A 14113-nucleotide genomic window follows, 5' to 3' on the forward strand; every position below is an offset into this window, starting at 1 on the left:
CCCCTGCCCACCCGCCGCCTGGGCCACCAGCCCGGTGGTGGTAAAGCGCAGAAAGCTGAAGCACCAGTACACCACATTAAAAATACTGCCACCCACCGCTACCGCCGCCAGCGCCACCGGATTACCCAGCCGGGCCAGCACGGCGGTATCCACCAGTCCCATCAAGGGCGTGGCCAGTGCCGCCAGCATCACCGGCACGGCAAAGGCAATCAATTGCCGCGAAGAAGGTGCAACAAGGGAAGCAGTAGCATCAGACATGAGAAAAGCGGACAGGCGGGAAAACAGCATGGTAACAGAGCGCTACCCACACCGCAGAGGACTACAGCACCAGAGTAGAAATGAAAAAGCACCCGCGCGGGGTGCTTTTTCATCAACGGAGTGCTGCGGCAGACTCAGGCCTTTTTCACGAACTCCGACTTCAAGCTCATAGCACCGATGCCGTCGATCTTGCAATCGATATCATGGTCACCGTCCACCAGCCGGATATTTTTAACCTTGGTCCCCACCTTAACCACCAGCGACGAGCCCTTGACCTTGAGATCCTTGATCACCGTCACCGTGTCGCCATCCTGTAGCAGATTGCCATTGGAATCACGCACTTCGCGCCCTTGCTCCTCACCAGTAGCAGCGGTCTGGGCCGACCACTCGTGGGCACATTCCGGGCAAACCAGCATGGCACCGTCTTCGTAGGTGAATTGGGAACCGCACTGGGGACAATTGGGCAAACCGCTCATGCTATACCTTGCTCGCTAACAAAAGAATCAAATCCATCGGCAACCGCCAATGGCGCAAAGCCGGTATTGTACGCCACCACGCCGGCAAGATCACCCACTGCGCTCATGGTCTAGCTGCAGCCAGCTAGCGCGGCTTCTGCCGACTGAACGCCCACCAACCGGCCAGAAAGGTAAAACTGGCAACCAGTAGCACCAGCACCCAAAAGCCATGCGGATGATTGGCCAGCGGCACACCGCCCACATTCATGCCGAAAAAACCGGCCACGATATTGATGGGCAGTGCCAGCACCGTCACCATCGTCAGGGTGAACAAGGTACGGTTGGTCTGCTCGTTCAGCTTGGCCGCCAGCTCTTCCTGCAGCAGCTTGATGCGCTCAACCAGCGTGGCCAGGTCGTTCAGCACCAGTGAAAACTCCTCGGTCGATTCGCGCAGCGCCTGCACATCATGCTCGACCAGCCAGGCAGGGGGGCGATTGAGCAGGCGAAACAGTGCGCCTGGCTCCGGCGCCAGCAGGCGCTGCATCCGCACCAGGGTACGACGCATGCCGGACAGCTCGGCGCGGTGATCCTGCAAATGCTCGGCCAGGAAACGATCCTCGATATGATCCACCTTGCGCGCAGACTCGCGCACGATGCCGGCCATGACATCTGCCTGATCCTGCATCAGATGAAACAGCAAGGAGCGGGCCGAGGGAAATACTTCTCCGCTTTTCACCGCGGCCCTCAGCCTATCCACCGAGCGCAAGGGGCGTACGCGTGCAGTCACCAGCAAGCGTGAACCGGCCGCCACCCACAAGGTGGCCACATCCGACGTCACCACGCCGAAACCCAGCGCCACATCATTGATTACCGCCAGCAACATGCCGCCCGAGGGTTCGATACGGGTAGAGCTACTGCTGGCGTGCAGCATTTCAAAAAAATCATCACTCAAGGGCAGCTGCGCCCTGAGCCAACGTTCGCAAGCCACATGCGCCAGATTGAAATGCAGCCAGACAAAGCCGTCATCCTGTGCCGGCTGCTGCAAAAAGCGTACTGCCTCTTCCGACGCAATGGGCTGACCGGCCTGTCCAGGCAGAAAACGGAAACCACTGATCAGTCCGACCTGATCCGCACCATACATTCCCTCGGCAATCGATACGCTCATGCAATACACCTTCCCGTCATACTGCCAACCCAACACTGGCCGGCCATCAGCAAACACGTTAAGTAGCGCAGGATAACACTCCGCCTGGCCTCACTTTACCCGAGGCAGATGACAATTTTGACCTGACGCGGGCAGGAAAATACCAGCGTACTAAACCACTGAGTGGATGGCTGATACACCCATCGGTGCTCAAGAAAATTCCCCACAAACAAGAAGAAACAAGAGCAATTTCATTAGGAAGATATCCCTTATTTGCCGCGATGGGAGTTCATAGACTGGCTCGTGTTCTCTTGTGGACACCACTAAACCACCCAAGTCTTTTACTCAGGAAAACCATCATGAAACTGATTGCATGGACTGTAGCTGGAGTACTGCTGGCCGGCCCCGCCCTCGCCAACAAACTGCACCAGCAATCCCCGACTGCCAGTGAAGTAAAAGCCTGGAAAGAAGATCAGAACAAGATCAAAAAGCAAGACGCACACAAAAAACAGCAGCACCAGAAAAAGTCGGCATCCGGCGCCAAGCATCAGGTGAAGGAAACCGTAGGCGGACACGGACATAACAAGTAAGCCCCTGTCAGCATCCACCTGGCGGGTGCTGACTCTCCTCTACCTCCCGTCACCACCCACATCCTCGCCATCATATTTGATCAAATAATTTGGCAAGCGCGGCTTGCCTGCGCTAGAATCAACTGGCATGTGCAAAATATTAAACGAAAAGTTTAACGAAATGCCACAAACCAGCTACCCAGAATCCTACTACGCCGCCTCTGCCAATCCGGTGCCTGCGCGCCCGGCCCTGCAAGGCGAAATCGAAACTGATGTCTGCATTATCGGTGCCGGCTATACCGGCCTGTCCACTGCACTTTTCCTGCTGGAAAACGGTTTCAAGGTCACCGTGCTCGAGGCCGCCAGGGTTGGCTTTGGCGCATCCGGCCGCAATGGCGGCCAGATCGTCAACAGCTACAGCCGCGACATCGATGTCATCGAACGCACGGTAGGCAGCAAGCAAGCCAAACTGCTGGGTGACATGGCCTTTGAAGGCGGCCGCATCATCCGCGAGCGGGTAGCCCGCTACGGCATCGACTGCGCCCTGAAAGACGGCGGCGTGTTTGCCGCACTAAGCGAAAAGCAGATGGGCCATCTGCGATCACAAAAAGCCTTGTGGGAGCGTTATGGTCACCGCCAGCTACAAATGCTGGGCAAGGATGACATGCGCGGCATCGTGGCGACCGACAGCTATGTTGGCGGCATGCTGGACATGAGCGGCGGCCATATTCACCCGCTGAACCTGGCACTGGGCGAAGCCGCCGCAGTGGAGTCGCTGGGCGGGGTGATTTACGAACAATCGCCTGCGCTGAGCATCACCCGTGGCCAGCAACCGCTGGTGACCACGCCGCAAGGCCGGGTCAAGGCGAAATTCCTGGTGGTGGCCGGCAATGCCTATCTGGGCAACCTGCTGCCGGAGCTGGCCGCCAAATCCATGCCTTGCGGTACCCAGGTAATCACCACCGAGCCGCTGGGTGACGAACTGGCTGCCAGCCTGCTGCCACAAGACTACTGCGTGGAAGACTGTAACTACCTGCTCGATTACTACCGCCTGAGCCAGGACAAGCGGCTGATTTTCGGCGGCGGCGTGGTGTACGGCGCACGTGACCCGGCCAATATCGAGGCCATCATCCGCCCAAAAATGCTGAAGGTCTTCCCGCAACTGGCCAAGGTAAAGATCGACTACGCCTGGACCGGCAACTTCCTGCTGACGCTATCGCGCCTGCCGCAGGTGGGCCGCATTGGCGACAACATCTATTACTCGCAAGGCTGCAGCGGCCATGGCGTCACCTACACCCATCTGGCGGGCAAGATCATGGCCGAGGCACTGCGCGGCCAGGCCGAGCGTTTCGACGCCTTTGCCACCTTGCCGCACTACCCCTTCCCGGGTGGCGAGCTGATGCGCGTGCCCTTCACCGCCATGGGTGCCTGGTATTATTCGCTGCGTGACAAACTGGGCATCTGAGTTAACGCGTGGTCAGCAGCCTGCCGACCGCGCCTAGCCTGACAGCAAGGGCTGGTTTTACCCCAGGCCCTTGCCCTTACTCTTTCCGCCATTCCTCCCCTACGCCAGGCCTGGCAAGGCCGATCCGGCCGTCGTCCTTACGTCTTTTTACCTTGTTTGCAAAAACCATCATTTTTTGACTTTTCCTGCCCATCCCGTCCTAGTCGCTGTCGGGGATAATCGTGAGAACAATCACGAGTCCGTCATACCGTCACCCACAAGGCAAGCATAGACAAGATGAGCAGCGCATCCATCACCACGTCCGCCGGCCCGCTGGATGTACAGAACATCGTCAGCCAGCTGATGACTGTTGAGAAACAGCCACTATCCACCAGCCAAAGCAAGATCAGTTCCTTCAAGAGCAAGCTCAGCGATATCGGCCAGGTTGGCTCGGCCTTGTCAGGTTTGCAAACTGCGGTCAGCGGCCTGTCGTCAGGTGCATTCCTGCACACGCTCAAGGCCAGCAGCTCCGACCCCACGGTAGCCACCGTCAATGCCAGCGGCAATGGCGCAGCCGGCAATTATCAGCTGGACATCAGCGAACTGGCCAAACCGCGACAACTGGTGTTCGACCAGACCACCGCCGGACAAAGCATCAGTAGCGCCAGCAGCCCGCTGGACAATGTCCCGGACGCACTGACCTTCGATGTGGCCGGCAGCAGCACTACCGTACAACTGCGCGATGCCGTCAGCACTACAACGCCGGCCACCACGCCGGCCAGTGTCAGCCTGCAAAACATCGCCGACAAAATCAACAGTGCCAATGCCAGCGTCAATGCCTCCATCGTGCAGTACAAGGGGAGCTATTCGCTGGTGATTACCGCGGCTGAATCCGGCTCCGACCACGCTTTCAGCATCACGACTGGTGGTAGCGACAGTAGCGTGGATGAAACCACTGCCAATACCCTGGCTGGCCTGACCCAGAGCGACACCGCCCTCAGCGAATCAAACGATGCCAGTGATGCGACGCTAACGGTTAATGGCATCAATGTTTCCTCCAGCAGCAACACCCTGGACGATGTCATTGGCGGCGCCGCGGTTGTGCTGCAAAAAGCCGGCCAGACCAGCATAACGATGAGCCAGGACAACAGCAGCATCAGCAACAGCCTACAAGGCTTTGTTGATGCTTATAACAAGGTACAAAGCGCTATTGGCAGCGCCGCCACAGGCACATTGAAAGGCGAGGCTGCGCTCACTTCTATCCGCAGCCAGCTCAGCGCCGTACTGCAAACGCCGGTCAGCGGTGTCGATCCGCTCAGCTCCTATGCTTATCTGTCGCAGGTAGGCATTTCGATTCAGAAGGACGGCACCCTGGCGCTGGACCAAAGCAGTTTCAACAAGGCCCTGGCCAGCAAACCTGCGGCAGTGGCCAATCTATTCGGCAATAGCAGCAATACCGGCTTTGCCGACCGTTTCAACAGCACCATCAATAATTTGCTGGGACCTGCGGGAATCATCGTGACCAAACAACATGACCTGAGCCAGAACGTCAGCGACGAAACCGATCATCAGAGCCAGTTGCAAACCAAAGTCAGCAGCAAACAGGCCGACTATCTGCACCAGTACACCAGCCTGAACGCCACGCTGGCCAAGATGCAGCAATCCACCAGCAATCTGTCCGGTCTACTGGCCACACCCAGCAAGTAGCAGAGCGCGCAGGCTGTCGCAGGCGATCATGACGCTTTGTGACAGCCTTAACATTCGGCAACATTGTTTAACCCTGTTTTGCCATCAAGCCGCAGGCCATTCCCGTCGATAATGCAAGGAAATAAAGCATATCAGGCAGGCCTGATTCAGCCGCAGGCCACAGGGAGAACAGCATGAGCGCAGCATCCATCACCACCACCGCGGGCCCGCTAGACGTGCAATCCATCGTCAGCCAACTGATGAGTGTGGAACAGCAGCCGCTGACCGAAAGCCAGAACAAGGTTTCCACCTACAAAACCGATCTGAGCGATATGGGCCAGATCAGCTCGGCCCTGTCGGCCTTGCAAACCTCGGTCAGCAGCCTGTCATCCGGTGCCTTTCTGCAGACGTACAAAGCCACCACCTCTGACAGTACGATTGCCAACGTGACCACCAGCACTGGCGGCATTGCCGGCAACTACCAACTGGATGTCAGCAAGCTGGCCCAATCACGCCAGCTGGTGTTCGACCAGAACAGTTCAGGCCAGGTCATCAGCAGCGCGACCACTGCACTAAGCGGCGTCCCCTCCTCGCTCACCTTCAGCGTGGCCGGCACCAACACTACGGTGAATCTGAACAACGGCGGCAGCGGGGGCGAAAGCCTGCAAAACATTTCCGATGCCATCAACAGTGCCAATGCCGGCGTCAATGCCTCCATCGTGCAATACAACGGCAATTACTCGCTGGTGATCGCCTCGGCCAACTCCGGTTCGGCCAATGCGTTCAGCGTGACTGCAGGCGGCACGGACAGTGGCAACACCAGCGGCAATACGCTGGCAGGTTTGCAGCAAAGCAGCACAGCGGCTACAGAATCGTTTTCCGCCAGCGATGCCTTGATGACAGTGAACGGTGTCAATGTGTCATCCAGCAGCAACGCGGTGACCGGGGTGATCAATGGTGCCACGGTGAATCTGGAAAAAACCGGCCAGGTCACCATCGGCATGGCTCAGGACACTTCTGGCATAACCAGTACCCTGCAAAGCTTTGTCGATGCGTATAACAAAGTACATAGCACCACCAACACCGCCTTCAATGGCGACATGAAGGGCGACGATTCGCTGCTGTCCATTCAGGACCAGCTCTCTTCAGTACTGCAAACGCAGGTAGCCGGTGTAGACGCCAGCACGTCCTATGCCTATCTGTCGCAAGTTGGCATTTCCCTGCAAAAAGATGGCACCCTGGCCCTGGACCAGACCGCCTTCAACAAGGCACTGACCAGCAATCCGACTGCCGTCGGCAATCTGTTCGGCAATAGCAGCAGTACCGGCTTTGCCGACCGTTTCAACACCACCATCAACAGTTTGCTGGGGCCAACCGGTATTGTGGTGACCAAACAGAATGACCTGAACCAAAGCATTACCGACGAGACCAACCACCAGACGGAAATCCAGACCAACCTCACGGCCTTGCAATCTTCCTATCTGCAGCAATACACCACGCTGAATGCCACGCTGGCGCAAATGCAGCAATCCACCAGCAACCTGGCCAGCCTGCTGGCCTGATACCACGCGGCCGACCATCAAAAAACGCCGCCCGGCGCAAGCCGTGGCGGCGTTTGTTATGCGTGACCAGGATTGATCAGCCCAGCAGCGCAGTACCATTGATGGCATTGGCCAGCGCCAGGCCACCCAACACCAGGAAAATGATGGATGCAATAATGTGTACGGCCTTGGTAGGCAGGCGGTCGGCAAAGCGGCTACCCAGGTAGATGACCGGTACGTTGGCCAGCATCATGCCCAGCGTGGTACCGGCCACCACCGGCAAAAAGTCATGGAAGCGGGCCGCCAGCGCAATGGTGACCACTTGGGTCTTGTCGCCCATCTCTGCCAGGAAGAAGGCGAATACCGTGGTGGCGAACACGCCCATCTGCCGCTTGGGCATGACGATTTCACCTTCGTCCAGCTTGTCGGGAATCAGGATCCAGCCGGCCATCAGCGCAAACGACGCTACGACCGTCCAGTTGAGAATATTGGGACTGAGCGCGGTGGACAGCCAGGCACCAATACCGCCAGCACCAGCATGATTGACCAGCGTGGCCAGCAAGATACCGAGAATGATGGGAACAGGCTTGCGATAGCGGGCAGCCAGAATCAGGGAAAGCAGTTGGGTTTTATCGCCGATTTCGGCCAGGGCCACCACGCCGGTGGATACCAGAAAGGACTGCATCGAGAATTCTCCATGGCCGGGACGCGAAAACGAGTGACCGCAATGCGTCCCGGCCATGCAGAGCATTACGGTCAAAAGTCTCGCCAAGTCTCGGACCACGTGTGCCATGCCGGAACCGGCAAGTCTGTTGACACACGTCCCTCTCGCGCTCGGAGGGCGGCTACTCCCTAATGACGGATCGCATTGTAAAGCAGCCATGCCATTTGGCAAGCCCCATTTCCGGTTTTCTGCGCGGAAACCTGCTAACAAAACCCCTGCTCCTGCCTTGCACCTCCGCGCCTAGACCTTGCCCTGTCTGCGTCGGCGCACTTGGCCCGGCTATTCTCAAGGTTTTGCCAGCCGCTCTAGGCTACCGTCAGCGGGCGGCCCAGGCGTTAAAACGCTGCTCCAGGTTTTCGCCATGATCCACCCAGAAACTGCTGTCAATGGCCACGCCCTGCTTCAGGTTTTGCGGTGCGGTGGGCAGGTTGGCCAGAATACCTTTGTCGATCAGGCCGGCTGCCTTGCGATGGCTTACCCCATAACTGATGCCTTTCACATACTCGGCCTGGGCGGCAGGCTGGCTGACGAAAGCCAGAAACTTGTACGCGGCATCCAGATTGGCGCTGCCCTTGGGGATGGTCCAGTAGTCGTAATCGTAGATATTGCCGTTCCACACCATTTGCAGCTGCTTGCCACCCTCTTTCTGTGCCGCGCTGATGCGTCCGTTATAGGCGGAGCTCATCACCACATCGCCGGCCGCCAGATACTGTGCCGGCTGAGCACCGGCTTCCCACCACTGGATGTAGGGCTTGAGCTGGTCCAGCTTGGCAAAGGCGCGGTTCAGCCCAGCCGGGGTATTGAGCAGCTTGTACACATCATGTGGTGCTACGCCGTCCGCCATCAACGCGATTTCCAGTGTGTACTTGGCCCCTTTGCGCAGCGCACGCTTGCCGGGATATTTCTTCACATCCCAGAAATCAGCCCAGGAACGCGGCGCGGTCTTCAGCTTGTCGGCGTTGTAGGCCAGCACCGTACTCCAGGCATAGGCCGCCATGCCACAGGGCTGGGCCGCACCGGGCAGCAGCTCGGCCGGCTTGATGATGCGCCGGTAATCCAGTTTCTCGAACATGCCTTCGTCGCAACCACGCATCAGGTCGGGCGACTCCACATCCAGTACATCCCAGCTCACCCGCTTGCTGTCGACCATGGCGCGCACCCGGGCCATTTCGCCGTTGTAGTCTCCGCTTACCACCTTGATGCCGCTGCTGGCAGCAAAGGGTTGGTAATAGGCTTTCTGCTGGGCTTCCTTATTGGCACCGCCAAACGACACTACGGTCAGCTCGGCCGCGGACAGCACCGGGGCAAACAACAGCCCGGCATACAGGAAAACACGTGGAAAACGCATGGATGAAGGCATGACTATCCCCTGGAAGTTGCACAGCCAGGTGGGCGACTGTGTGACTTACTCTAGGGACAAGTCTGGCAATAGGTAAAATAGCTTTACCTTGTCAACTGCATCGCTTTTTACGATGCAAGAAAACGGCATGGCTTGGCTCAGCCCAGTCGGCTGATGCTGCGTTCGCACAGGGTGACAAAGGCCTCGGCGCGACGGGTCAGGCGCAACTCCTGTGGCCAGGCCAGCACGATATTCAAGGCTGGCACCTCCTCCACGATGGGCAGGCACACCAGCTGGTCACCGGCATAGCTCTGTGGCGTCTGCGGCCGCAGGTTCAGCAAGGCATAGCCATTACCCGCAGCCACCAGCCCGCGTACCAGTTCGAAATTGACGGTTTTGTGGCGCACACGCGCCTCCAGCCCCTGCAGGCGAAACACCGACAGGAAATACTCGCGGCTATGTGGCAGGTCGAGCAACACCATGGGCAAAGGGGCGAGATCCTGCAAGGAAACCGCAGCCTGCCCGGCCAGCGGATGGGCGGCCGGCAGCAGCACATAAGGCAGGACGGTTTGCAATGTCTGGCGATACAGGCTGGGCGCCAGATCCAGGTCGTACAGCAAGGCCAGCTCGGTCTGGCCGCTCAGCAAAGCCTGCTGCAACTGCTCGGTATCGCCTTCATGCAGCCGCACCGAGATGTCCGGATAATCTTCACGCATGGCCGCCAGCAGGCGCGGCAGGAAGATCGGCGCGATGGTGGTAAAACACCCCAGCTCCAGATTGCCCTGCAAGGACTGGCTGAGCGCACTGGCGTGCTGGCTCAGGTCCTCGGCATGCGCCAGCAGATTGCGCGCCGCCGCGACAAAGCTTTGCCCGGCCGGTGTCAGCGAAACGCCCTTGGCATGGTGCCGGATAAAAAACTGCAGGCCAAACTGCGCCTCCAGCTGGGCAATGGCGCTGGAAATGCCTGGCTGCGAGGTGTACAGCGCATTGGCCGCTGCCGTCACGCTGCCGTGGTCGGCCACCGCCACCAGATACGCCAATTGCCGCAGGGTGTATTGCATAATATTTATCGATCCAGTTGGAAAAATAATCATATTTTCAGTATTTACTGTGAGCACCTACACTCGCCTTGTCAACCAGACTGCCAAACCCCGGCACCACAGCCAGATGCTAGACTGGCAGCCGGCAACAAGACACTGGCAGTCTCCGGCATCTCCCTGGCCGCTACGGAAAGAACTTCAATGGAATCCCTCACCCTGCTGAACACCCTAGTCGGTTTCGATACCACCAGCCGGCTGAGCAATCTGCAGCTGATTCGCTTCGTCAAAAACTATCTGGCCGGCTTTGGCGTGAGCAGCCAGATCGTGGAAAACGAAGATGGCAGCAAGGCCAATCTCTACGCCACCATCGGCCCAACTGACCGCCCTGGCGTGATGCTGGCCGGTCATACCGATGTGGTGCCGGTAGATGGCCAACACTGGCACAGCAACCCCTTCCAGCTCGATGTGCGCGATGGCCGCGCCTATGGCCGTGGCAGCGCCGACATGAAAGGCTTTATCGCCAGCGTACTGGCGCAGGTGCCACAGCTGGCACGCAGTCAGCTGCACACACCGCTGCACCTGGCCTTTACCTATGACGAGGAAATCGGCTGCATCGGTGTGCGCCGCCTGCTGGAAGTACTGGGCGGCCTGCCGGTCTTGCCGGCCATGGGCATCATTGGCGAACCCACCCGCATGCAGCTGGTGGCCGAGCACAAGGGCAAGACGGCCTGGCGCGTTACCGCACACGGCCACGAGGGTCACTCCAGCAATCCGCAAGCCGGTGTCAATGCGGTGGAGTACGCGGCCGAACTGGTCAGTTTCATCCGCAGCCTCGCCCGCCAGCGCCGCCAGCACGGGCCGTTCGACCCGCTGTACGAAGTGCCTTACAGCACCCTGCACGTCGGCACCATGCAGGGCGGCACCGCGCTCAACATCATCCCTGCCAGCTGCCATTTCGACTTTGAAATCCGCCATCTGCCAGCCGATGCCCCACAGCCTTTACTGGATGCCATCCGCCAGCACGCCACCCAGGTATTGCAGCCGGAAATGCAGGCCGTGGATGCCGACTGTGGCTTCAGCTTCAGCGAAAAAACCAGCTACCCCGGCCTGCTCACGCCGCCAGACGCCGAAGTGGTGCGCTTTGTGCAAGGCTTGCTGCAAGACAGCAATCCGCCACGCAAAATAGCCTTTGGCACGGAGGCTGGACTATTCAGCGAACGCTGTGGCATTCCTACCGTGGTGTGCGGCCCCGGCGACATTGCCCAGGCGCATCAGCCGGACGAATGGCTGGCACTGGACCAACTGGTCGCCTGCGATGCCTTCCTGGGCCGGCTGGTGGCGCAACTCAGCGCGCACTGAGCGCACGACACAGTGCCGCAAGGCCCGGTGCGCGGTACGGTGCGAGAAAGCTGCGAGAAAGCAAGGAAGCCGGGCCGATTTTGCCAAGGAATGCTATCCTCCTGCTGCACAAGCAGACAGGAAGCCACCATGGCCTATCACAGCGCATTCACTCCGCAAGATCAGGAAGCCACTGCCGAACAGCTGGCCGGCCAGCGTGGCTGGCTATTGCTGGAGTTCGGTGCGCCCTGGTGTGCTCACTGCCAGGCGGCACAGCCTCTGCTGGCAACAGCCATGCAGACCCACCCGGACCTCGCTCATCTCAAGATTGAAGACGGCAAAGGCCGCCGGCTGGGCCGCTCCTTTGCCGTCAAACTGTGGCCAACACTCATCCTGCTGCACGACGGGCAGGAAGTCGGCCGGCTGGTACGGCCCGACAATACCGCCGCCATTAGCCAGTTGCTGGACCAGGCCGCAGCAAACAGCTAAAGCACTATATTGATGATTTCGCCCCTGCCGCGCTTGCGTGGCGGGCTGCACAAGGCAGCGGCCAACCCGCCGCTGCAGGAAATGGATGTCATGCAGTTCACCCACGCCGAGTCGCCGCGCTCTCCTCGTATCCTGTCGCTCATCCCGCCGATGACGCAGCTGAATACGCCCTACCCCTCCACCGCCTATATCACCGGCTTTTTGCGCTCGCGCGATGTCAGCGCCTTTCAGGAAGACCTGGCGCTAGAACTGGTATTACGGCTGTTTTCCGTGAGCGGCCTGCAAGCGGTGCGTCAGCAGATTGACGCCATTCCACCGAAAAAGCGCAGCGCTCAGCTGCACGGCTTTGTCGGCCAGTTTGAACGCTACCTGGCCACCATCGGCCCGGCCATCGCCTTTTTACAGGGGCGCGACTCCACCGTAGCCCATCGCATTTGCGGCCGTAATTTTCTGCCGGAGGGTGAGCGCTTTGCCTCGCTGGAAGTGTATGTCGATCCGGACGACCCCTATGGTGGCGACCCACTGGCCTGGGCCTTTGGTGCGCTGGGCCAGCAGGACCGCGCCCGCCACCTGGCCACGCTTTATCTGAACGATATTGCCGATGTACTGCGCGAAGCGGTGGACGAGCGCTTTGAATTCGTGCGCTATGCCGAATCGCTGGCCATGAGTCAGCCCACTTTCGACCCGCTGGCCCGCGCCCTGGCCGGCAGGCCCACGCTGGTGGACGACACCTTGCAGCAACTGGTGGAAGAAGCCATTGCCCGCCATCAGCCGGACATCGTGCTGCTGTCAGTGCCCTTCCCCGGTTCGGTATATGCCGCCTTCCGCATCGCCCAGACCATCAAGGCGCGCTGGCCGACCATCCGCACCGTACTGGGTGGTGGCTTCGTCAATACTGAACTGCGCGAACTGACCGAGCCGCGCGTATTTGATTACTTCGATTTCATCACGCTGGACGATGGCGAAAAACCGCTGCTGGCCCTGCTGGAACATCTGGCGGGCAAACGCTCGGTGTCGCGACTGGTGCGCACCTTCGTGCGCGAGGATGGCCGGGTGCGCTACATCAACATGATGGAAGCCGATATCCCGTTTGAAGAGGTGGGCACCCCCACCTGGGATGGCCTGCCCATCGACCGTTATCTGTCGCTGCTGGACATGCTCAACCCCATGCACCGGCTGTGGAGTGACGGGCGCTGGAACAAGCTGACCGTGGCGCATGGCTGCTACTGGAAAAAATGCAGCTTCTGCGATGTGACGCTGGACTATATCTCGCGCTATGAAACCGCTTCCGCCAGCACGCTGGTGGACCGCATCGAGGCCATCATTGCCGAAACCGGCCAGACCGGCTTCCATTTCGTCGATGAAGCCGCCCCGCCCAAGATGCTGCGCGCACTGGCCGAAGAACTGCTGCGCCGCAATGTGGCCATTTCCTGGTGGGGCAATATCCGCTTCGAAAAATCCTTCACCCCGGAGCTATGCCAGTTGCTGGCGGAAAGCGGCTGCATCGCCATTTCCGGCGGTCTGGAAGTGGCCTCGGACCGCCTGCTCAAGCTGATGAAAAAAGGCGTGTCGGTAGAGCAAGTGGCGCGGGTCACCCAGGGTTTTACCGAAGCCGGGGTGCTGGTACATGCCTATCTGATGTACGGCTTTCCCACCCAGACCGTGCAGGACACAGTGGACGCCCTGGAATACGTGCGCCAGCTGTTTGACACCGGCTGCATCCAGTCCGGATTTTTCCACCGTTTTGCCTGTACCGTGCATTCGCCGGTGGGCCAGAATCCGGAAGAGTACGGCGTCAGCCTGCGCCCCCTACCGCCAGTCAGCTTTGCCAAGAACGACGTCGGCTTCATCGACCCCACCGGCACCGACCACGACGCCATGGGCAAGGCGCTCAACAAGGCGCTGTACAACTACATGCATGGCATCGGGCTGGAGGAAGACGTACGCAGCTGGTTTGCCGGACGGGTACCGAAAACCCGCGTGCCGCGCAATTTCATCGCCCGCGCCCTGGGTTGAAGGCTGGCTGCAACACCATTCCAAAGGCCGGTTTCCCATTTGCATGGCCGCTCTCTGCCGGGCTCGCTGC

General features: G+C 59.4%; 13 protein-coding genes and 1 riboswitch. Of the genes, 7 read left to right on the forward strand and 6 right to left on the reverse strand.

Translation table 11 applies throughout. The features are described 5' to 3' along the window. The 3 genes from H2Z84_RS12445 to H2Z84_RS12455 all read right to left on the reverse strand — a co-directional run. Window positions 1-258: MATE family efflux transporter (locus tag H2Z84_RS12445; protein ID WP_258869398.1), on the reverse strand; the 258-nt coding region annotated here is incomplete at its 3' end. Window positions 259-392: 134 nt separating this feature from the next. After that, complete coding sequence (locus H2Z84_RS12450) at window positions 393-734, reverse strand: zinc ribbon domain-containing protein YjdM (protein ID WP_181836263.1); 342 nt, start codon at window positions 732-734, stop codon at window positions 393-395. A gap of 124 nt (window positions 735-858) precedes the next feature. Further along, window positions 859-1878, reverse strand: a complete 1020-nt coding sequence (locus tag H2Z84_RS12455; protein WP_181836264.1) for a transporter — start codon at window positions 1876-1878, stop codon at window positions 859-861. A 185-nt stretch (window positions 1879-2063) separates the two neighbouring features. Between H2Z84_RS12455 and H2Z84_RS12460 the strand changes: the two genes are divergently transcribed. From H2Z84_RS12460 to fliD (H2Z84_RS12475), 4 genes are all read left to right on the forward strand, one after another. Further along, on the forward strand, window positions 2064-2447 hold the full coding sequence (locus tag H2Z84_RS12460; RefSeq protein WP_181836265.1) for a hypothetical protein: 384 nt from the start codon (window positions 2064-2066) through the stop codon (window positions 2445-2447). A 160-nt stretch (window positions 2448-2607) separates the two neighbouring features. Next, window positions 2608-3891 carry an NAD(P)/FAD-dependent oxidoreductase gene (locus H2Z84_RS12465; RefSeq protein ID WP_181836266.1) on the forward strand — a complete coding sequence of 428 codons (1284 nt, stop codon included), beginning with the start codon at window positions 2608-2610 and terminating at the stop codon, window positions 3889-3891. A 276-nt stretch (window positions 3892-4167) separates the two neighbouring features. Further along, window positions 4168-5577 carry a flagellar filament capping protein FliD gene (fliD, locus tag H2Z84_RS12470; RefSeq protein ID WP_181836267.1) on the forward strand — a complete coding sequence of 470 codons (1410 nt, stop codon included), beginning with the start codon at window positions 4168-4170 and terminating at the stop codon, window positions 5575-5577. Between the two features lie 173 nt (window positions 5578-5750). Continuing rightward, complete coding sequence (gene fliD, locus H2Z84_RS12475) at window positions 5751-7118, forward strand: flagellar filament capping protein FliD (protein ID WP_181836268.1); 1368 nt, start codon at window positions 5751-5753, stop codon at window positions 7116-7118. 76 nt (window positions 7119-7194) lie between these two features. Here fliD (H2Z84_RS12475) and H2Z84_RS12480 read toward each other — a convergent pair whose 3' ends face one another. From H2Z84_RS12480 to H2Z84_RS12490, 3 genes are all read right to left on the reverse strand, one after another. After that, window positions 7195-7782 carry a TMEM165/GDT1 family protein gene (locus H2Z84_RS12480; RefSeq protein WP_181836269.1) on the reverse strand — a complete coding sequence of 196 codons (588 nt, stop codon included), beginning with the start codon at window positions 7780-7782 and terminating at the stop codon, window positions 7195-7197. A 4-nt stretch (window positions 7783-7786) separates the two neighbouring features. Next, window positions 7787-7963: riboswitch (yybP-ykoY riboswitch) on the reverse strand. A 174-nt stretch (window positions 7964-8137) separates the two neighbouring features. Continuing rightward, complete coding sequence (locus H2Z84_RS12485; protein ID WP_181836270.1) at window positions 8138-9181, reverse strand: ABC transporter substrate-binding protein; 1044 nt, start codon at window positions 9179-9181, stop codon at window positions 8138-8140. Between the two features lie 137 nt (window positions 9182-9318). Further along, window positions 9319-10221, reverse strand: coding sequence for a LysR family transcriptional regulator (locus H2Z84_RS12490; protein WP_181836271.1), 903 nt, complete (start codon window positions 10219-10221; stop codon window positions 9319-9321). Between the two features lie 180 nt (window positions 10222-10401). Here H2Z84_RS12490 and argE point away from each other — a divergent pair, with 180 nt between their 5' ends. From argE to H2Z84_RS12505, 3 genes are all read left to right on the forward strand, one after another. Further along, window positions 10402-11559, forward strand: a complete 1158-nt coding sequence (argE, locus tag H2Z84_RS12495; protein WP_181836272.1) for an acetylornithine deacetylase — start codon at window positions 10402-10404, stop codon at window positions 11557-11559. Between the two features lie 129 nt (window positions 11560-11688). Next, window positions 11689-12027 (forward strand): thioredoxin family protein, encoded by a 339-nt coding sequence (locus H2Z84_RS12500; protein WP_181836273.1) that lies wholly within the window; start codon window positions 11689-11691, stop codon window positions 12025-12027. A gap of 150 nt (window positions 12028-12177) precedes the next feature. Further along, complete coding sequence (locus H2Z84_RS12505) at window positions 12178-14043, forward strand: B12-binding domain-containing radical SAM protein (protein WP_220272845.1); 1866 nt, start codon at window positions 12178-12180, stop codon at window positions 14041-14043. Window positions 14044-14113 lie beyond the last annotated feature (70 nt).

Source organism: Aquitalea aquatica, assembly GCF_013911085.1.
Taxonomy (GTDB): Bacteria; Pseudomonadota; Gammaproteobacteria; order Burkholderiales; family Chromobacteriaceae; genus Aquitalea; species Aquitalea aquatica.

Bases quoted from the DNA above. Each gene is read 5' to 3' on its own strand.
- H2Z84_RS12500 (WP_181836273.1), top strand. From the start codon at position 11,689: ATGGCCTATCACAGCGCATTCACTCCGCAAGATCAGGAAGCCACTGCC.
- H2Z84_RS12490 (WP_181836271.1), bottom strand. From the start codon at position 10,221: ATGCAATACACCCTGCGGCAATTGGCGTATCTGGTGGCGGTGGCCGAC.
- H2Z84_RS12485 (WP_181836270.1), bottom strand. From the start codon at position 9,181: ATGCCTTCATCCATGCGTTTTCCACGTGTTTTCCTGTATGCCGGGCTG.
- fliD (WP_181836268.1), top strand. From the start codon at position 5,751: ATGAGCGCAGCATCCATCACCACCACCGCGGGCCCGCTAGACGTGCAA.
- H2Z84_RS12505 (WP_220272845.1), top strand. From the start codon at position 12,178: ATGACGCAGCTGAATACGCCCTACCCCTCCACCGCCTATATCACCGGC.
- H2Z84_RS12465 (WP_181836266.1), top strand. From the start codon at position 2,608: ATGCCACAAACCAGCTACCCAGAATCCTACTACGCCGCCTCTGCCAAT.
- H2Z84_RS12450 (WP_181836263.1), bottom strand. From the start codon at position 734: ATGAGCGGTTTGCCCAATTGTCCCCAGTGCGGTTCCCAATTCACCTAC.
- H2Z84_RS12480 (WP_181836269.1), bottom strand. From the start codon at position 7,782: ATGCAGTCCTTTCTGGTATCCACCGGCGTGGTGGCCCTGGCCGAAATC.
- argE (WP_181836272.1), top strand. From the start codon at position 10,402: ATGGAATCCCTCACCCTGCTGAACACCCTAGTCGGTTTCGATACCACC.
- H2Z84_RS12455 (WP_181836264.1), bottom strand. From the start codon at position 1,878: ATGAGCGTATCGATTGCCGAGGGAATGTATGGTGCGGATCAGGTCGGA.
- fliD (WP_181836267.1), top strand. From the start codon at position 4,168: ATGAGCAGCGCATCCATCACCACGTCCGCCGGCCCGCTGGATGTACAG.